The sequence below is a fragment of the Parendozoicomonas sp. 2304DJ65-17 genome (assembly GCF_058148445.1).
Window position 1 is genome coordinate 237,441 of sequence record NZ_JBYVJV010000002.1, and the last position, 18,415, is coordinate 255,855.

Here is an 18,415-nt window from a genome sequence, read left to right on the forward strand (position 1 = left end):
GCTACTAATAAGCTTTAAAAAACTCTCGTATACGTTGACGGTCACGGGTTTGGGTTAAAGCCAGTTGCAGAAGAATGCGTGCCTTTTGAGGGTTCAGCAAACCAGAGGCCACAAAACCATAACTGTCATCATTCACTTCACCTGCTTCAGTTACAGCTCCACTGAGAGCGCGAGATGCCCGAATAATAGTGGCACCTTTTTGAACAGCTTTCTTCAGAGCATCGCCCACTTCATGGTTGAAGTTACCGTTACCAAAACCGGCGTGAATAATGCCATCGTAGTTATGCTTGATAAAAGCATTCACCGCGATAGCGCTGTCGCCACCTGCATGAGCGAAGGCAATACCAACTTTGGGTAGCTCAGTCAGGTCATCAACATTGAATTCAGACTCTGTCGTGTGCTTACGCTGCGGTTTGCGCTGGAATTCAACATGCTGGGCATGGATATGGCCGAGGGGACCAAAGTTGGGAGCCTGGAATGTATGAATAGCTGTAGTGCAGGATTTGGTGACGTCACGGGCACCAAATACAGTGTCGTTTGTAACAACCATAACACCGCGGCCGTGTGATTCTGGAGCCACTGCGGTAGCAACAGCTTCGAACAGGTTCATCGGGCCATCTGCGCTATGGGCATTGGCGGGGCGCATGGCTCCCGTAACAACAACAGGTTTATCAGAGCGTACAGTCAGGTGCAGGAAGAAGGCGGTTTCTTCCATAGTGTCTGTGCCATGCGTAATAACAAGACCATCAACATCGTCACGGGCAAGCAGCTCATTGCAGCGCTTGGCCATGGGCAGCCAGATAGTTTCATCCATATCCTGAGAGCCGATACTGGCAATCTGTTCACCAGAAATATTTGCCAGATTACGTATTTCAGGAATAACGGATAACAGGTCGTCTACACCAATTTTGCCAGAGGTGTATGCGCCACCGGTTTCTGTTGCAGCAGAGCCGGCAATCGTGCCGCCGGTAGCGAGAATTACAATGTGTGGTTTCCTGGACACGAGGAGTCCTTGCAGAAAACAGATATAGAAAAGAATAGCGGGAAATCAGCGCCTGCTGCCCCACCAGCTGAGAAGACGGCACAGCCTAATGGCAGGCTGTATATGAGGCAAGATTAATGTTAATGAAATAAGCCTGATTTCAGCAGATTCCACTACCTGCTTAATTGAGAGTTTTCTTGTTCAAGCATGAAGCCTGGCCTGCCTTAAGAAGGTGTAAGCTTGTCTTTGGGCTCTATTACGTTTGGACTTGGCCATAAGCTTAAGATCATCTTCCATTAGAGTGCCAAGCATGATCAGTTTGATGAAGTTATCAATATTTCTGCTGCTTCCAACACGAGTACTTTTGAACTTCTTCCAGCTCTTGCAAACCAGCTGACAATAATCTCTGGTAGTACTAAACAAACCAAGATCATTATGGAAACGTCGCAGCACTTCCGCAGATATCTGTTCGCTTTCTGCCTCGGAACGAAGACTTGTATAGTCAGAGCTTCGTCTTAATGAGCTTTTTGGACAAACAGTGGCTTTACATAGCCGGCAGAAGCCGTTGAGTGACCAGGCACCCAATTCTTTTGCCTTACAACACCAGTCTTTGGACTGGTTTTGAAGAGCCGTCATTTTCTCATCAATAACGGAAGTCAGGCTCTGGGCATGAGCCTCAATAGCATCTGCTTGTATAAACTCTCTACAAACACGCATTTGGGCGGCTTCTGAATAGAGAACCCCCTGGAGGGTATACAGTTGCTTGATCGCATCTTGTAAAGGCATGGAATCCATAGCTCTTTTCAGGTGCTGTACTGAACCTTTAGCAAGTTCGAATGCCTTTTCTTTTGGATAACCCTGAACGACATAGTTTCCCAGGTGGTGGAGAAACACGGCATGCATTTCCTGTACTTTTTCAGATAGGCGACGGGCATTGGCCCGGGTTTGTACATCAAGTTTAAACGGTGCCATAAATGGAGCCTGATCATGACGGCGGGTACGGTGACCTGCCCACTTACAGTTTTTATGACCATGATCACGAGAATAATCCTGATAGTCACACCGCCAGGAACTAAAACCTTTATCAGGGACGCGTCTATAGAGTGCTATTGAAGGGAGTGCCATGTCTATATGCCTAAGCTCTGCTCTGTGGTACGCATAAAGACAGGGGGTGATAACAGGGGTTCCAGAAGCGTTAGTTACGCTAACGCTTCCGTCAGGAATATTGGCAACGGAACGGTTACAAAGAGTTTTTTCTCTGTCGTATCAGTAGCAGCGAGGCAAAAGCCAGAATCAATACCGGCCAGGAACCAAAGCGCATAAATGGCGTTAACCCTTCCATTCCCGGAATTTCACCTTCAAGCACGCCAACCTGATAACGGGGAATTGTGCTGAGCGTGTTACCAAACGGATCTATAAGCGCGGTAATACCGTCGTTGGTGACTCGTAACTGGTAACGACCAGTTTCCAGAGAGCGCATTCGTACCATCTGGAAATGTTGTTCGGGGCCAATAGATGTACCAAACCAAGTGTCATTAGAAACCGTTAGCAGGATATTTTTGTCGATGGCCTGTCGGGCGGCAAAATCGGGGTAAACACTTTCGTAACAGATGTATGTAGCGACTGGCTTTTGTTGCAGAGAAATACCTGCTTGTTCATCGGTACCGGCTGAGAAGGATGACATGGGCAGATCAAAGAAACTGATCACTCCACGTATCAAACCTTCAAAGGGCACAAACTCGCCAAAGGGAACCAGCTTTTGTTTGAAGTATTTGCCGTCAGCTTTACCAAGGCCTACCAGACTGTTGTAGTAAATACTCCGGTTATCTTCCCGTCCCTCATACCAGGGTAAACCCAGCACCAGAGCGGTATTGGATTCTTCGGCCACTTGATCCAGCTGTTCCATCACATCAGGAACATTCTGGTAAAAAGTTGGGATCGCGTTTTCCGGCCAGAAGACCAGATCTTTCTGCCATTGTGGCGCAGTGAGGGACCAATAGGTTTGAATGGTTTTATCCAGATGGCCAGGTACCCATTTCAAATCCTGAGAGATATTTCCCTGCACGGCACTAAATGAGAGTGATTTGTCGTTTGAAGGTGTTGTCCACTCATAATCTTTCAGGGCATAGCTGACAGTAGCCAGCGTAACGATGGATGCTGCAATAGCAAAAAGAGGTCTTACTCGCTCGTAAGAAAAGATGAGAGCTCCAAGAGTTGCTCCAGTAAGTGCAACCAGCGTGGATAACCCATAAACACCAGTTACAGGAGCTAGCCCTGAGAACGGTGTGTCCAGCAATGTGTAGCCTGCCATCAGCCAAGGAAAGCCAGTAAATAACCAACTACGCAGCCATTCCCCAATAACCCAAAGCCCGGAGAAAATGAGTACCTTACGCCATATTGATAAAGAGCCTGTGAATCTACCGAAAAGATAACCAACGGGAACAAAGAAAAGGGCGGAAAGCAGAAGAATAAAAAGCCCGGTTAGTAAACCGGCCAACAATATTGAAGCGCCACCAAACTGGGAAATGCTGACATAAACCCAGGACGCACCTGTTCCATACAAACCAATGCCATAAAGCAGGCTGCGTAATACGGCTGTTTTCAGAGATTTGTTATTGATAAGGGTAAACAGCGTTGCAACACTGGCAATCATCACTGGCCAGTAATTGAAGGGGCTGAAGGCCAGAGTTGCAACTGCACCGGCCAGTCCGGCCAGTAGATGGCCGGGCCAGTCTTTTTTCATCATGCTTTAAATGTGTGCTCTTTTTATCAGAGGCCAGCTGGAGCTCTGGTCACTCTGAGCAGTCTTATACGACGATTGTCAGCATTAAGAATCTGGAAGCAGAACTCATCCATCGATATGGTTTCATTACGCTTGGGCAGATGTCCGAACTGCTGCATAACAATACCGCCAATGGTATCAAACTCATCGTCGCTGAACTGGGTCTGAAAATGTTCATTAAAGTCCTCAATAGGGGTGAGTGCTTTAACTACAAATTCATCGTTGCTCAGAGACTTGATGTAACTGTCTTCTTCTACATCGTATTCGTCTTCGATATCCCCAACGATCTGTTCAAGAACATCTTCGATGGTGACAAGACCTGCCACACCGCCATATTCATCGATGACAATAGCCATGTGGTTACGGTTGGTGCGGAAGTCGTTAAGAAGAACATTGAGGCGCTTGCTCTCGGGAACAACCGTCGCCGGGCGCAGGTGATCCTTGATCACAAACTTTTTGCGATTCTCTTCCAGAATCAAAGGCAAAAGGTCTTTTGCCAGAAGAATACCCAGAACTTCATCCTTGTTATCCCCGATAACCGGGAAACGGGAGTGGGCAGCTTCTATAACATCAGGAAGGAACTCTTCAGGCTTTTGGTCTGAATTTACACAAACCATCTGGGAGCGGGGAACCATTATCTCCCGTACCTGCATTTCAGAAACCTGGAGTGCACCTTCAATAATGCGGAGGGCTTCACTGTCGAGCAGATCGCTGTGCTGCTCTGTATCACGGAGCTGATCCAGCAGCTCATCACGGGTCTGTGGGTCGCCAGAGAAAACCTGTTTAAGTTTCTCCAGCCAGGTTCGGTTGGGGTTACCGTTGCCCGAGTGATCGTCAGCCATTGTCTTCTGTTTTGTCCTCGTATGGATCGTTATAACCGAGAGCTTTCATAATGCTGGTTTCCAAAGCTTCCATTGCCTCAGCCTCATCGTCCTCGATATGGTCATAACCCAGCAGATGAAGTGTGCCATGGATTACCATATGCGCCCAGTGTGAGGTAAGGGTTTTCTGCTGTTCTTTTGCTTCCCGTGCTACTACCGGGGCGCAGATAACCAAATCTCCGAGAAGGGGCAGCTCAAGTTCGGCAGGAAGATCAGAAGGAAATGACAGAACATTGGTGGCGTAGTCTTTGTTACGCCACTGGTTGTTCAGTGCCTGACCTTCCTCGGCATCAACAATGCGAATGCTGATTTCCGCTTCATCCCGCTCGTCTCGTACGGCAGCGCTGGCCCAGCTGGTCAGCTGTTCTTCAGAAGGCAGGTCGCCGCTTTCGCTGGCAACCTGCAGATCAATAAAGGCAGACATCAGTTGCGTGTTTCCTGATCAGTCCGGTTTTCATGGCGATCATAGGCTTCAACAATACGTTGTACCAGTGGATGGCGCACAACATCGCGGGAGCTGAACTGAGTTACACCAATGCCGTCCACACCTTCCAGTACTTCCTTGGCGTGGCGCAGGCCTGAGCGGGTATTACGGGGCAGGTCGACCTGGGTAATGTCACCGGTAATTACAGCTGTTGATCCAAAACCTATACGGGTCAGGAACATCTTCATCTGCTCGGTGGTGGTGTTCTGGGATTCATCCAGAATAATAAAGGCGTTGTTCAGGGTGCGGCCACGCATATAAGCCAGTGGGGCAACCTCAATCACATTCTTTTCAATCAGGCGGGTCACCCGGTCGAAGCCCAGCATTTCATACAGGGCGTCGTAGAGCGGGCGCAGGTATGGGTCAATCTTCTGGGCCAGATCACCGGGAAGGAAGCCAAGCTTTTCGCCAGCTTCTACCGCCGGGCGCACCAGAAGAATGCGCTGAATCTCTTCCAGTTCCAAAGCCTGCACCGCACAAGCCACAGCAAGATAGGTTTTGCCGGTTCCTGCAGGGCCGATACCGAAGTTGATATCGTTCTTCATGATGGTGCGAACGTAATCCTGCTGATTCTTGCCCCGTGGGCGAATCAGACCTTTGCGGGTGCGGATCACAACATCCTGTTCGCTGGACGCTGTTTCTGCCTGCTCCATACCGGTTTCCTGAATATACAGGTGCACCATATCTGGGGTCAGGCTGTCGTTCTGGGCCGTAGCTTCATAGAGTTTCTGGATAACCTGGCTGCCAGCCCGCACCGGATCATCTTCGCCGGCAAGCTCAAAACGCTGCCCACGGCTGCTGATACGGATGCCGAGACGGTTTTCGATCTGTTTCAGGTGTTCATTAAACTGGCCGCAGAGTTCCGCATAGCGGCGGGCGTCGAAGGGTTCGATATCGAACTGCAGAGTATCTGGATGTGCGTTCAAAATGTGGTATTCAGCCTTTCTGGCAATGAGTTTCTATGTTTAAGCATATATCGGGGCTGGAGGCTTTAAAAGCAAGGCGGGATTGAGGAAGTTTTTTCAGGGAGATAGCCCGTAACTGTTTTCATCGTGAGCGTCTTTTGTCATATTTGTCAGCAGCTGGCGTGTGCCCGGAAATAATCAAAACAATAATAGCCTTCCGGAGCATAAATTCTGTTTTCATCACAACTTTCAGGTTCGGCATGAAAGGTGCTTTATCTCTATCACAAGTTCTGGCTTGATCGAGATAAGCAAAGAAGCTGCCAGTTAGGGAAAACACAATAAAAATAACCCTCACGGTTGCTGTCGCACAGGCAGGAGCCGGGAATACTGTCTCTGATCAGCTATAAGTAGCGACTTGGTGTGGCGGTGTTTCTAGATAAGGAGTTCCAATGAATTATTTCGTTACCGGTGGCACAGGCTTTATTGGCCGTTTTCTGGTTGAAAAACTGCTGGCTCGTGGTGGCACTGTTCATGTGCTGGTTCGGGAAAGCTCTCTGGATAAACTGGAAACCCTGAAAGAACGGGTGATAAGTGGTGCAGAGCGTATTCGTCCTGTGGTCGGTGATCTCACACAAACAGCTCTTGGCCTGAATGCTGAAGACCGGGAAGCGCTGGCCGGTAACATTGATCATTTCTTCCACCTTGCTGCTATTTACGATCTTCAGGCTGATGCTGAGTCACAGGAACTGGCCAATATTGAAGGAACCCGTGCTGCTGTTGATTGTGCCAAAGCCCTGAAAGCCGGCTGCTTCCACCACGTAAGTTCTATTGCTGCGGCAGGTTTGTATAAGGGAACCTTCCGGGAAGATATGTTCGAAGAAGCCGAGCATCTGGATAACCCTTACCTGCGCACCAAGCATCTTGCAGAAAAGGTTGTGCGGGACGAATGCAAGAAAATGCCCTGGAAAGTGTACCGCCCAGGCATGGTTGTTGGTCATTCAGAAACTGGTGAAATTGATAAGATCGACGGCCCTTATTACTTCTTCAAACTGCTTCAAAAGTTACGTCAGACCCTGCCACCCTGGATGCCGACAGTAGGTATTGAAGGCGGTCGCATGAACATTGTGCCTGTGGATTACGTGGTGAATGCCATGGATCACATTGCTCACAACCCGAAAGTTGATACCAATTGCTTCCATCTGACCGACCCAGAACCAGCAAAAGTTGGTGAAGTGATGAATATCTTCGCTGAAGCCGGTCATGCGCCGAAAATGGCTATGCGTATCGACTCCCGTATGTTTGGTTTTGTGCCCAAGATGATTCGGGATGGAATCACCAAACTGCCACCGGTACAGCGCATCCGAAATGCCATTCTTCAGGATATGGGCATTCCTCCGGAAACTCTGAAGTTCCTTAATTACCCCACCAAGTTTGATAACCGTGATACAGAGCGAGCCCTGAAAGGTTCAGATATTTCCTGCCCGGAATTGAAAACTTATGCAGCGAAAGTATGGGATTACTGGGAGCGTAATCTTGATCCTGAACTGTCTATCGATCGGACTTTGAAAGGCCGGGTTGAAGGCAAAACGGTTATGGTGACTGGCGCGACGTCAGGTATTGGTAAAGCGACAGCCATGAAACTGGGTGAAACCAGTGCCAAGATTATTCTTGTTGCAAGAACACCGGAAAAGTTAGAAGAAACCAAGTACGAAATTGAACGGATGGGTGGTGAAGCCCATATTTACCGTTGTGATATTGCTGACGTAAACGACTGTGACCGGTTGGTGCAGGAAGTTCTGCAGGATCATGGTTATATTGATATTCTGGTAAACAATGCTGGTCGTTCTATTCGTCGTTCTCTGGCGTTGTCGTTTGATCGTTTCCACGACTTCGAACGTACCATGCAGCTGAACTACTTTGGTGCGTTGAAGCTGATAATGGGCTTCTCTCCCGCCATGCTGGAGCGTAAGAGTGGACACATTATTAATATCTCCTCTATCGGCGTATTAACTAATGCACCTCGCTTTTCGGCTTATGTCGCGTCTAAAGCAGCACTGGATGCGTTCTCTCGTTGCGCGGCTGCTGAGTTTTCTGACCGCAATGTGAAGTTCACAACTATCAATATGCCACTGGTGCGTACGCCGATGATTGGGCCGACCAAAATCTATGACTCGGTTCCAACCCTGACACCGGATGAAGCCGCAGATATGGTGTGTGAAGCCATCATCAACAGGCCTAAGCGTATTGCGACTCGCCTGGGTGTATTCGCGCAGGTAATGAATGCTGTTGCGCCTCAGGTGAGCGAGATTGTGATGAACACCGGATTCAAGATGTTCCCGGATTCAACCGCAGCTCAGGGAGCTGGAAAGAAACCTGCGCCAATCTCTTCTGAGCAGGTGGCATTTGCTGCATTGATGCGGGGAATTTATTGGTAAGGTTACATCGCTGGGTTACGCCGCAGTTTGTTGTTGAAGCAGGCGGCTAACCCAGCCTACTTCCTCGGGCGCTTACCTTCGAGTGTAAGCCTTAAAGATAACTTGAGGTCAAACTCCATTCCTTCCGGCGCACCTTTATCCAGCATTCCATCAATAGCCATCATGGCGTGGCCATGAATCTGGGCCCAGCAGTTTTTTGCTAAGAACCAGGCTGGATATTCATCGGTAATACTTCCCTGAGAAACAGCTTTCTCCATAACTTCCACCAGTGCGGCAAAAGCAGCAGGCGGCGCTCCGTGCATAAACTCTGGCTTGCGCCATTCATTCAGTGCTGGGCCAAACATCAAGCGGTATAGAGCCGGGTTTTCCTGTGCAAAAGCTATGTAATGCTCTGCGCCCAGAAGCAGTGCTTCATAGGCATCGTCGTGAGCCTGTGATGTTTCCCTGATTCTCTGCTCCAGCTTCTTAAAGCCTTCAACCGCCATGGCTACAAACAGCAGATTTTTGTTTGGGAAGTGCCGATAGGGAGCTGTTTGGGAAACGCCGATTTCTCTTGCCAAAGCACGGAGACTAAGTTTCTCAGGGCTTGTCTTTTTAAGGTGCTCAAAAGCAACAGCCAACAAAGCCTGGCGAAGATTGCCATGGTGATAGGGTTGTCCAAGACAGCTTTTAGTGGACTCAGTGGCTTCGATCATTCGTATTAAAAGTCATTGTTTTTTGTCAATTCTGTGAATAGAAGTTGACGATGTCAATATTGTTGACAGTGATTACATTAAAAACTAGAGTCCGTTTTATAAGCACAAATAAGAATTACTTTTAATAAAAACGGATAAGAATCAGCGCATGCGCAACCTTCATTCTCTGAGAGTGGCTCTGGGCTATACGTTATTGGGCGGTTTTCTTGCCCTGACTTCCCAACTGGTTTCTGCGGTATCTCCTGAACAGTCTATACGCCCTGTTGAAGTTGCCACGGTTCATTATCAACAGGCTGCTCGTCCCATTAGCATCAGTGCTCTTCTGGCCTATAAATCCACACAAAAGCTGGCCTTCAAAGTTGGTGGTCCGGTTGCCAATATCCTTGTTGAAGAAGGAGATGCTGTAGAGAAAGGTCAGGTTCTGGCCGTACTGGATACAGAAGAAGTTCAGGCCAGAGTTGGAGAAGCTGAAGCCCGCTTTGATAATGCACAGCGCAATGTTGAGCGATTGAAAAAACTCTACAAGAAGAATGTTGTCTCACTCGACCAGCTTCAGGATGCGGAAACGGAACTGGATGTTGTGGAGTCTCAGCTTCGCGTGGCTCGGTTTAATTTACGCTACTCCTCTATCAAAGCCCCAGCGGCTGGACGTATCGTTCGCCGAATGGTTGAAGCTGGCGAACTGATTGCGCCAAACCAGATTGCTTTCACTCTTGCGGATGAATCCCGTGGCTGGATTATGCGTACCGCACTTTCAGACCGGAAGGTTGTTCTGGTACGTCACAATGACCCGGTTTCAGTCCGTTTTGACCCCTGGCCTCTTCAGGCTTTCACCGGCAAGGTCAGTGAAATATCAGAAGCTGCAGAAGAGCGTTCAGGTCTGTTTGAAGTCGAGATTGCCCTTGACCCTGTGACTGATGTCCGGCTTCGTGACGGTTATGTTGGTCGCATTCGTATAGAACCCAGCCAGAAAGAAAGAGTTGTAAAACTGCCATCACTGGCACTGGTTTCTGCGATGAGCCCTATGGGTGTCGTTTATGTTCTGAATGATGACGACACGGTGTCTGCCAGGCAGATACGTACTCACTATCTCGAAGGTAGCTTTGTTGCTGTATCCGGTGATGTGGAAGAGGGCGAGCTCGTAGTCACAACCGGTGCAGCCTTCCTGCATGATGGCGATAAAGTGCGTGTCGTTGGCAGAAAAACAAAATCAGAACTGGCCGATAAAGAGGGGTAATTAATATGCAGTTGCCCCGTATAGCGATTAATAACTTTCAGTTCACGCTGGTTATTATTCTTCTGCTGATTTCTTTAGGTATTGTCTCTTTAAATACAATGCCGCGTTCTGAAGACCCCCAGTTTGATTTCTCTGCAGCTATGGTGCGGGTGGTTTATCCCGGAACCAATCCGGTAGATATGGAAAAGCTGGTTCTTGATCCACTGGAAGAAGCCATCAAAGAACTGGACGACATCAAAGAGCTGAAAGGCGATGTGGAAGATGGTCTGGCGGTTATTCGGGTTGAATTCCTGTTCGGTACAGACCCAGAAGAAAAATATGACGATGTTGTTTCAGAAGTGTCCCGTGTTCGTGACCAATTGCCTGAAGGGATTCAATTCCTGTCTGTAGACAAAATTTCTCCTGCGGATGTGAACATCTTACAGGTGGCTTTGATGTCTGAAACCGCCAGTTATTGGGAATTGAAAACCCAGGCAGAAATGCTGGAGAAAAAGCTGGAAAGGGTCTCCGGTGTTAAGCGTGCTGATGTGGATGCTTTCCCGGAGCAGCAGGTTCATATTCGCGCTGACCTTCTGAAAATGCAGGCGCTCAATATTGGTATTGAAGACCTTCTGAATGCCGTAAGAGCATCTAGCGTGAATCTGCCAGGCGGTCATGCTCTGGCGGGTGAGCGCCGAATGACAGTGCGCACCAGTGGTGATTTCCGGGATCTTGATCAGATACGTCGCACCGCTGTTGTCTCTTCACCGGCTCGGGTGATTTATGTTGAAGATATCGCTTCAGTATCACAGGGCGATGCTCTTCCTTCCTATGAAGCTCGCTACAACGGGCAGCGCAGTGTGTTTATTTCCGTTGTTCAGCGTAAGGGCAGCAACATCCTATCTGTGCTGGATGGTTTGGATGAGGTTGTTGATAAATTTGCCCTGAACCTGCCTGCTGGCATGAGTGTGGCCTATGTCCATGATCAGGGTATCAGTGTTGAAAAACGACTGAACAGTTTTATGAACAGCCTGCTGCTTGGTCTGGCGCTGGTGGCGGGTATTACCCTCATTGCTCTTGGTTTCCGGTCCGCATTCGTTATCGTGATTGTTATTCCCATGTCGGTGGTTATTGCACTGGGGTGGGTTGATCTCAGTGGTTTTGGTTTGCAGCAAATGTCGATTGTAGGCTTGGTTATTGCCCTTGGCTTGCTGGTGGATAATGCCATTGTTGTTACTGAGAACGTAGGGCGTTTTCTGCGGGGTGGATACGATCGTCAGACAGCTGCCGTAGAAGGCGCAAGCCAGGTTGGCTGGGCTGTGGCCAGTGGTACCGTCACCACAATGCTGGCCTTTTTACCCATGCTTCTGCTTCAAACAGGTGCTGGAACATTTATTCGTTCCATGCCGGTCACTGTTGTTCTGACTCTTCTTGCATCTCTTCTTATAGCTCTGAGCCTGACGCCGCTAATGGCGAGCCGGCTGTTCCCAGCCAAAGTCGAAAAGGAACCAAAGGTTCTGCAGGCTATAGAAGTGCTGGCACAGGGGCCTTATGCCCGAGCTTTGAAATCTGCGCTGAATCGCCCCTGGCTGGTGTTGGCTGTTTCGGTAGGTTTGTTTGTTGGAAGTCTGACCTTGCTGCCAATGGTTGGCGTCAGTATGTTCCCGAAAGCCGATAAACCAATGGTACTGGTTAATATTGACGCGCCCGAAAGTGCCAGCTTTGACCGTACCCGTCTGTTAGCCCTTGAAGTGGAAGATATTGTTAACCGTTATCCGGAAGTGACGTCAGTTACCACCAATATCGGTAAAGGTAACCCTCGTATCTTCTATAACGAAATTCCAAAACGACAAGTGCCTTCTTATGCTCAGTTGCTTGTTCAGCTGGAGGCGGGGGATGACATATCCCGTGGCAAGTTTGTTACAGAGGTTCGCAAAGACTTTGCCCGTTTCTCTGGTGCCAAAGTCACAGTAAAAGAGTTGCTACAGGGCCCTCCTTATGAAGCCCCAGTTTCTATTCGAGTGTTGAGTGATGACTTAAACCTGTTGCGTAAGCAGGCTGCCAAAGTTGCGGCAGCAATGGAGTCTGTTGAAGGAATAGTGAGTGTTGATAACCCGCTGGCCCATCGAAAGATTGATATGCAGGTGAATATCAATCGGGAGAAGGCCGCTATGTTTGGGGTTCCTATCAACGCGATTGACCAGGCTATTCGAGCCAGCCTTGTTGGCTTAAATGTTGGGCAGTACCGGGGGGATGATGGTGAGGATTACCCGATCCTGGTGAAGTCTCTGGGGCAGGATCGCCCGCAGGTTGATGACTTTGAAAACATGATGGTGCGTTCCACCAATGGCTCTCTGGTACCGCTGCCACAGTTAGCAAGCTTTGAAATGCAGGATGCTTTGGCCCGCCTTCAGCACAATATGACTGAGCGTATGTCTCGGGTAACGGCTGATGTTGAGCCTGGTTATCAGGCTGAAGCGGTTACCAATATTGTTATCGCCAAGTTGGATGAATTGCACTGGCCGGAAGGTGTTAGCTATCAGGTTGGCGGGGAACAGGAGAAACGTAAGGAATCCTTCGGTGGTATGGGGCAGGTTGGCCTTGTTGCTTTAATGGGTATCTTTGCGGTTCTGGTTTTGCAGTTCCGTTCATTTAGCCAGCCGGTGATTATCTTTGCCGCTATTCCGTTTGCGATGACAGGCTCGATTCTGGCGCTGCTGTTTACCGGCAATACCTTCTCGTTCACCGCACTTGTTGGCTTGACCTCTCTGGTGGGAATTGTGGTGAACAATTCGATCATTCTTGTGGATTATGCCAACCAGCTCCGGCACAACGGGCGAAGTCTGAAAGCGTCAGTGATCGAATCTTCGATTACACGACTGCTTCCAATCATTCTGACAACTCTGACAACTATTGGCGGGCTACTGCCCCTGACGCTTGGAAACTCTTCCATGTGGGCGCCGATGGGGTGGAGCATTATTGGCGGCCTTATGGTTTCCACTCTTCTGACTCTCTTTGTCGTACCGGTGTTGTATCTACTGTTCACACCAAAGACAGCTAAAGGATAAAAATAATGAGTGAAAAGTCTTACAGTGAGCTGGCCGATCAGATAACCCCTGTTTCGGATCATGATCCGGCAACAGGAACCCACCGTTTTCTTGCGGAAATCACTGAGAACTGGGCTCAGGGGCGAGCCTGTTTTGGTGGCATTCAGGCCGCACTTTCCCTGCGTGCCATGGGAATGGTCTTGGAGGAAGACACGCCCCTGCGCAGTATCCTGGTGAGTTTTGTTGCTCCTATTGCTGTGGGAGAGATTGAGATTCAGGTGCGTAAGCTTCGGCAGGGTAAAAATGTTACCCAGATGCATGCGGAAATCGTTCAAGGTGGTGGCGTCTGTTGCTCAATGAATGCCTGCTTTGGTTTATCCAGGGAATCATCTGTTGAACTGGAAGCGAAATCTTTCCCGGAAGGTGTTAAAGGTCCGGAAGAGGTGATGGCGTTTCCTTACATCAAAGGAATAACACCGGAGTTTACCCGCCAGTACGAAATGCACTGGGGTATTGGTGGAATGCCTTTCTCCGCCCAGAAAGGAAATACCACAGGCATCTGGATTAAGGGCAAAGAAGAAGGCCTGAGTGATATGGAACATTTGGTTATGGTGGCAGATATTCCTCCCACACCAGCGCTTTCCAAAATGAAAAAACCTGCCCCCGCCAGCTCACTGACCTGGATGCTGGAAATCCTTCAGGATGACTTTGTTGCCCGCAAAGATGACTGGTGGTTTGTAGAAACCACACTGGAGCATTTCAACCACGGTTACGGTCAGCAGCAGTACACCATTTATGCTCCTGACAAAACTGCTGTCGCATTGGGAAGACAAGTCGTGACTGTGTTTGGTTAATTGTCATAGTCTTGTTGGTCAAAGGGTTACTTCACCGCTTTGATCAACAGGCGTTTTTGAACGGTATGAATGCCTTTGTCAGTTATTTGCTCATCCACTAACTGGCCAAAGGCGATTCTATCCTTTTCTATATCGAATCCTCTGACAAACCCTTTTACTTCTGTCAGCAATTTCTCCAGCCCTTCCGTGCAGTACCAGGTGTCCCACTCACCCTGTATCACTTCTGATGAAGAGTAATCTTCAAGACCTTTATTTATATCCTTGATGAGCTGTCCTCGGTCATAGTGAAGGTTTAAACCTCGCCAGCCATGCTCATCTTTTCCAAAGGGAGTTTTAATATTTTCCTGGTCCCGGTCATCGGTGCGTTCCGCCAGAAGTTTTCCGTCGGGTTTGAGCAGGTGAAATACCTCATCAGGGTTCAGGGTGGCCATAATCCCCAGAATAAGGTCAAAACTTTCATTACGAAAAGGTAATGAAGTTCTGTCACCCTGAGTCAAATGAATATTTTTGATGCTGTGATTTTGGGCGTGGGTATTGGCTTGCTGGAGCATCGGCATACTGATATCGAGAGCAAACACTTCGTCTGCAACCTGCGCTACTGGGAGGGTTTTGAACATTGTCCCACAGCAGAGATCCAGTACACGCATACCCGGTTGCACTGCCTGCATGATTTCCTTTTCGATATCCCAGGGGCGTGGAGACTGCGTACCCCTGAGAATATTATGCTCGTAACCGGGCCTGTAGATCACAGTATTTATCCTTTTGATTTAATTAAAGAAACCTGAAACCGATTAAAAAACTATTGAGCTGGGTCGTGAATCGAATGTTCAGATTGTTGTACGGTGTCTCAGTTTCACTATCGATTATGGTACAAAATGTTCGCTGTCTGATTCAGTGTCAGCTATTCACGTTTTGTTGTCGGGATATTTGGGGCTTTGATGAGCTGGTTACGTAAAATTCTGAGTAGCGATATTTGCGTATTGGGAGTGCTGTCCGTTGTGACCTTCATAGTTGCGACGGAATATGATTTGTTTGAGCGTATCCACACATACGCAGACCAGAACCCAGAGTTACGGCTTGGCGAGCTGATGACTCTTACCTTCGTGCTTTCCTGGGCTTTTATTCTCTTTGGAGCGTACCGGTGGAATGATGCCCGCAATGCCTATAGCCAGCTGGGTGAAGCCCTTGAAGAAAAAGAAGATGCCTTGCAGCGCGCCCGTGAAGTTGCCCGACGTGATGCCCTGACTGATCTTCTGAACAGAAAAGGTGGACAGGAAGCTCTTGCCGACAGTTTGTCCCATGCCAATCGTAGTGGTCGAAAGGTTGCGGTTCTTCTTATCGACCTGGATCGATTCAAAGATATTAATGATGAACTTGGTCATACAGAAGGAGATAACCTTCTTCAGCAGGTTGGTGACCGATTCAAAAAACTTATCCGGGTTACCGACTATATCTCTCGATTGGGTGGTGATGAGTTTGCCGTGATTCTCACCCACCTGAATGATTATTCCGGTGCAGGCAAAGTTGCCAAGAAGTTGCTTGATAGTCTTGATGAACCGTTTACCACTATTTCTGGTGAATCTCTCAAAATCTCTTGCAGTATCGGTATTGCTGTTGCTCCTCAAGATAGTAACGATGCACTGCAACTGATGCATGATGCTGACCTGGCGATGTATCAGGCCAAAGCTAGTGGCCGGGGCTGTTATCAGTTTTATACCAGCATTTTGCAGGAAGAAGTTATCGGTAAACTCAGCTTGGAGCGCGAATTAAGGCTGGCTGTGGATTCCGATGAACTTGAGCCTTGGTATCAACCCCAGTATTCGCTGAATGATATGGAGCTTATTGGCTTCGAGGCTCTGGTTCGCTGGCGTCATCCTATCCGTGGACTGTTGGCGCCGGCTGCGTTTATAGATATGGCCGAAGAAACCGGCTTAATAGTTGCTATCGGAGAGATTGTTTTTGATAAGGCCTGTGCCCGGCTGAAGGCCATGCAGCAGCTTTCGAGAAAGCCCATGCGGATGTCTGTGAATATCTCTCCTAAACAGCTCGAAAGCCTGTCGTTGGTATCAACTATTCGCCGCAGTATTTATCACCACCAGGTTAACCCACGCCATATTATTCTGGAGATAACAGAAAATATTCTCCTGAATAATACCGTTGATGTGCTGGACACCCTGGCAGAGATCAAGCGTCTTGGTATACAGGTTGCCCTCGATGACTTCGGTACAGGCTATTCCGCAATTGCTTACCTTCAGCAGTTCCAGTTTGACCAGATCAAAATCGACCGAAGCTTTATCAGCGGTTCCCATAAGAATGGCAAAGATATCCGGTTGGTTAATTTGATTCTTGGTATTGCCAACCATCTCGGCATGGATACGGTGGCAGAAGGTATTGAAAATGCTGAGCAGCTGGAAGCGTTGCAACAGCTGGATTGCCCACTGGGGCAGGGTTACCTGTTCAGTAAACCAGTAGAAAGCAGTGATGCTGATGAACTAGTAAGGAAGTATGCCGAAAGTTGGGATGATCGTCGTGCCATGCAACAACAGGTTGGCCTTATGAGCAGTGAAAGTCATATGCCGTTTATGACATCGTCACCCTAAATTTATCCAAGCTCTTCGAAGTTAAAAAAAACCCACTCTTATGTGGGTTTTTTTGTCTGTGGAGCAACGAAAAATTTCAATCAGGCAACAGAAGACCAGTTGTCTTCAAGTTCTGAGCAAATCATCTCTCCCCGCAGGCTGTGAGGCAGTGCTTCACCAATCTCCACATCAGCAAAGTGGCCAATCAGGCGAGGATTGTCACAGCGGAAGTTCACCACACGGTTGCACTCAGTTCTGCCTTGGAGCTGGCCTGGATCCTTCTTGGAATAACCGGTCACCAGAATACGCTGGGTAGAACCAACCAAACGACGGCTGATCTGCATAACCTGCTGGTCAATACGGTTCTGCAAAATCTTCAGGCGCTGCTTTTTGGTTTCTTCGGTTACGTCATCCGGGAAGTCCACAGCAGGAGTGCCTGGGCGCTTGCTGTAGATAAAGCTGAATGATGCATCGAAGCCAACTTCAGCAATCAGGTTCATAGTGTCTTCAAAGTCCTGGTCAGTTTCGCCTGGGAAGCCAACAATAAAGTCGGAAGACATTTTTAACTCAGGGCGAATCGCTTTCAGGCGGTTGATCTTGTCGAGATAAACATCGGTCGTGTGGTCACGTTTCATCGCTGCCAGAATATTGTTGGAACCGCTCTGAACCGGCAGATGCAGGTGGTTTACCAGTTCAGGGACTTCACCATAAACGTTTATCAGACTATCTGAGAACTCCAGTGGGTGTGAGGTCGTGAAACGGATACGATCAATGCCATCTATTGCTGCGACAACGGAAATCAGCTCCGCCAGATCTGCAGTATCTCCGTCGTGACGGTCACCACGGTAAGCATTTACGTTTTGCCCCAGAAGATTGATTTCTCGAACGCCCTGCTCGGCCAGGCCAACGCATTCGGCAATTACATCATCAAATGGACGGCTCACTTCTGCACCTCGTGTAAAGGGCACAATGCAGAAAGTACAGTATTTACTGCAGCCTTCCATGATAGAAACAAAAGCAGTTGGGCCATCAACACTAGGCTCAGGTAATTTGTCGAACTTCTCAATTTCCGGAAAAGTGACATCAACAACAGGAATGCCGTTAGTCTGAGTGGCATCGATCATTTCCGGAACACGGTGCAGAGTCTGAGGGCCGAAGACCATATCAACATGACCAGCACGTTTACGGATGGCTTCCCCTTCCTGGCTGGCAACGCAGCCGCCAACACCGATCACAAGATCAGGGTTCTGCTCTTTCAGTTTCTTCCAGCGACCTAGCTGGTGGAACAGTTTTTCCTGTGCCTTTTCCCGAACGGAGCAGGTGTTTACCAGCAGGACATCGGCTTCTTCAGGGTTGTCCGTCAGCTCCAGTTCATGGGTTTCACCGAGTAGGTCTGCCATACGGGCAGAGTCGTACTCGTTCATCTGGCAGCCGTGGGTCTTGATAAAAAGCTTCTTTGTAGCCATGCGCTATTGATGTCACCGTGTTTTTCAAGGCAAGCACAAAGTCTGTCAGTGTTTACTTACTGGATTCTATTGTGCGAAATCGGGGCATT

Annotated in this window: 14 protein-coding genes; 5 read left to right on the forward strand and 9 right to left on the reverse strand. The window is 48.6% G+C overall.

Going from position 1 to position 18,415, the window contains the following annotated elements:
• Nucleotides 1-4 precede the first annotated feature (4 nt).
• From ACY2RR_RS06105 to ACY2RR_RS06130, 6 genes are all read right to left on the reverse strand, one after another.
• Nucleotides 5-1,003, reverse strand: a complete 999-nt coding sequence (locus ACY2RR_RS06105; RefSeq protein ID WP_490107252.1) for a type II asparaginase — start codon at nt 1,001-1,003, stop codon at nt 5-7.
• A gap of 180 nt (nt 1,004-1,183) precedes the next feature.
• On the reverse strand, nt 1,184-2,107 hold the full coding sequence (locus ACY2RR_RS06110; RefSeq protein WP_490107253.1) for a hypothetical protein: 924 nt from the start codon (nt 2,105-2,107) through the stop codon (nt 1,184-1,186).
• 115 nt (nt 2,108-2,222) lie between these two features.
• The gene (gene lnt, locus ACY2RR_RS06115) at nt 2,223-3,728 is read right to left on the reverse strand and encodes an apolipoprotein N-acyltransferase (protein ID WP_490107254.1); all 1,506 of its coding nucleotides are present in this window, start codon (nt 3,726-3,728) and stop codon (nt 2,223-2,225) included.
• A 23-nt stretch (nt 3,729-3,751) separates the two neighbouring features.
• Entirely contained in the window at nt 3,752-4,606 is an 855-nt protein-coding gene (locus ACY2RR_RS06120; RefSeq protein WP_490107255.1) for a CorC family transporter, read from the reverse strand.
• On the reverse strand, nt 4,599-5,069 hold the full coding sequence (gene ybeY, locus ACY2RR_RS06125) for an rRNA maturation RNase YbeY (protein ID WP_490107256.1): 471 nt from the start codon (nt 5,067-5,069) through the stop codon (nt 4,599-4,601). The genes ACY2RR_RS06120 and ybeY overlap by 8 nt, the downstream gene beginning before the upstream one ends.
• Nucleotides 5,069-6,055 (reverse strand): PhoH family protein, encoded by a 987-nt coding sequence (locus ACY2RR_RS06130; RefSeq protein WP_490107257.1) that lies wholly within the window; start codon nt 6,053-6,055, stop codon nt 5,069-5,071. The genes ybeY and ACY2RR_RS06130 overlap by 1 nt, the downstream gene beginning before the upstream one ends.
• Nucleotides 6,056-6,483: 428 nt before the next feature.
• Here ACY2RR_RS06130 and ACY2RR_RS06135 point away from each other — a divergent pair, with 428 nt between their 5' ends.
• Nucleotides 6,484-8,469: an SDR family oxidoreductase gene (locus ACY2RR_RS06135; RefSeq protein WP_490107258.1), complete on the forward strand. Its 1,986-nt coding sequence runs from the start codon at nt 6,484-6,486 to the stop codon at nt 8,467-8,469.
• 56 nt (nt 8,470-8,525) lie between these two features.
• On the opposite strand, the gene ACY2RR_RS06140 is transcribed toward ACY2RR_RS06135, so the two are convergent.
• Nucleotides 8,526-9,164, reverse strand: a complete 639-nt coding sequence (locus ACY2RR_RS06140; protein ID WP_490107259.1) for a TetR/AcrR family transcriptional regulator — start codon at nt 9,162-9,164, stop codon at nt 8,526-8,528.
• Between the two features lie 148 nt (nt 9,165-9,312).
• Here ACY2RR_RS06140 and ACY2RR_RS06145 point away from each other — a divergent pair, with 148 nt between their 5' ends.
• The 3 genes from ACY2RR_RS06145 to ACY2RR_RS06155 are packed head-to-tail and all read left to right on the forward strand — an operon-like array spanning nt 9,313 to nt 14,281.
• The gene (locus ACY2RR_RS06145; RefSeq protein WP_490107260.1) at nt 9,313-10,401 is read left to right on the forward strand and encodes an efflux RND transporter periplasmic adaptor subunit; all 1,089 of its coding nucleotides are present in this window, start codon (nt 9,313-9,315) and stop codon (nt 10,399-10,401) included.
• A gap of 5 nt (nt 10,402-10,406) precedes the next feature.
• Nucleotides 10,407-13,448 (forward strand): efflux RND transporter permease subunit, encoded by a 3,042-nt coding sequence (locus ACY2RR_RS06150; RefSeq protein WP_490107261.1) that lies wholly within the window; start codon nt 10,407-10,409, stop codon nt 13,446-13,448.
• Nucleotides 13,449-13,453: 5 nt separating this feature from the next.
• Entirely contained in the window at nt 13,454-14,281 is an 828-nt protein-coding gene (locus ACY2RR_RS06155) for an acyl-CoA thioesterase (protein WP_490107262.1), read from the forward strand.
• A 26-nt stretch (nt 14,282-14,307) separates the two neighbouring features.
• Here ACY2RR_RS06155 and ACY2RR_RS06160 read toward each other — a convergent pair whose 3' ends face one another.
• The gene (locus ACY2RR_RS06160; protein ID WP_490107263.1) at nt 14,308-15,030 is read right to left on the reverse strand and encodes a class I SAM-dependent methyltransferase; all 723 of its coding nucleotides are present in this window, start codon (nt 15,028-15,030) and stop codon (nt 14,308-14,310) included.
• 189 nt (nt 15,031-15,219) lie between these two features.
• Between ACY2RR_RS06160 and ACY2RR_RS06165 the strand changes: the two genes are divergently transcribed.
• Nucleotides 15,220-16,881, forward strand: a complete 1,662-nt coding sequence (locus tag ACY2RR_RS06165; RefSeq protein WP_490107264.1) for a putative bifunctional diguanylate cyclase/phosphodiesterase — start codon at nt 15,220-15,222, stop codon at nt 16,879-16,881.
• A gap of 80 nt (nt 16,882-16,961) precedes the next feature.
• Here ACY2RR_RS06165 and miaB read toward each other — a convergent pair whose 3' ends face one another.
• Nucleotides 16,962-18,326 carry a tRNA (N6-isopentenyl adenosine(37)-C2)-methylthiotransferase MiaB gene (miaB, locus tag ACY2RR_RS06170; protein WP_490107265.1) on the reverse strand — a complete coding sequence of 455 codons (1,365 nt, stop codon included), beginning with the start codon at nt 18,324-18,326 and terminating at the stop codon, nt 16,962-16,964.
• Nucleotides 18,327-18,415 lie beyond the last annotated feature (89 nt).

What these genes read in the sequence shown, in the direction of transcription:
- ACY2RR_RS06110 (WP_490107253.1), bottom strand. Translation starts at nt 2,107, where the DNA reads ATGGCACTCCCTTCAATAGCACTCTATAGACGCGTCCCTGATAAAGGT.
- lnt (WP_490107254.1), bottom strand. Translation starts at nt 3,728, where the DNA reads ATGATGAAAAAAGACTGGCCCGGCCATCTACTGGCCGGACTGGCCGGT.
- ACY2RR_RS06120 (WP_490107255.1), bottom strand. Translation starts at nt 4,606, where the DNA reads ATGGCTGACGATCACTCGGGCAACGGTAACCCCAACCGAACCTGGCTG.
- ybeY (WP_490107256.1), bottom strand. Translation starts at nt 5,069, where the DNA reads ATGTCTGCCTTTATTGATCTGCAGGTTGCCAGCGAAAGCGGCGACCTG.
- ACY2RR_RS06135 (WP_490107258.1), top strand. Translation starts at nt 6,484, where the DNA reads ATGAATTATTTCGTTACCGGTGGCACAGGCTTTATTGGCCGTTTTCTG.
- ACY2RR_RS06140 (WP_490107259.1), bottom strand. Translation starts at nt 9,164, where the DNA reads ATGATCGAAGCCACTGAGTCCACTAAAAGCTGTCTTGGACAACCCTAT.
- ACY2RR_RS06145 (WP_490107260.1), top strand. Translation starts at nt 9,313, where the DNA reads ATGCGCAACCTTCATTCTCTGAGAGTGGCTCTGGGCTATACGTTATTG.
- ACY2RR_RS06150 (WP_490107261.1), top strand. Translation starts at nt 10,407, where the DNA reads ATGCAGTTGCCCCGTATAGCGATTAATAACTTTCAGTTCACGCTGGTT.
- ACY2RR_RS06155 (WP_490107262.1), top strand. Translation starts at nt 13,454, where the DNA reads ATGAGTGAAAAGTCTTACAGTGAGCTGGCCGATCAGATAACCCCTGTT.
- ACY2RR_RS06165 (WP_490107264.1), top strand. Translation starts at nt 15,220, where the DNA reads ATGAGCTGGTTACGTAAAATTCTGAGTAGCGATATTTGCGTATTGGGA.
- miaB (WP_490107265.1), bottom strand. Translation starts at nt 18,326, where the DNA reads ATGGCTACAAAGAAGCTTTTTATCAAGACCCACGGCTGCCAGATGAAC.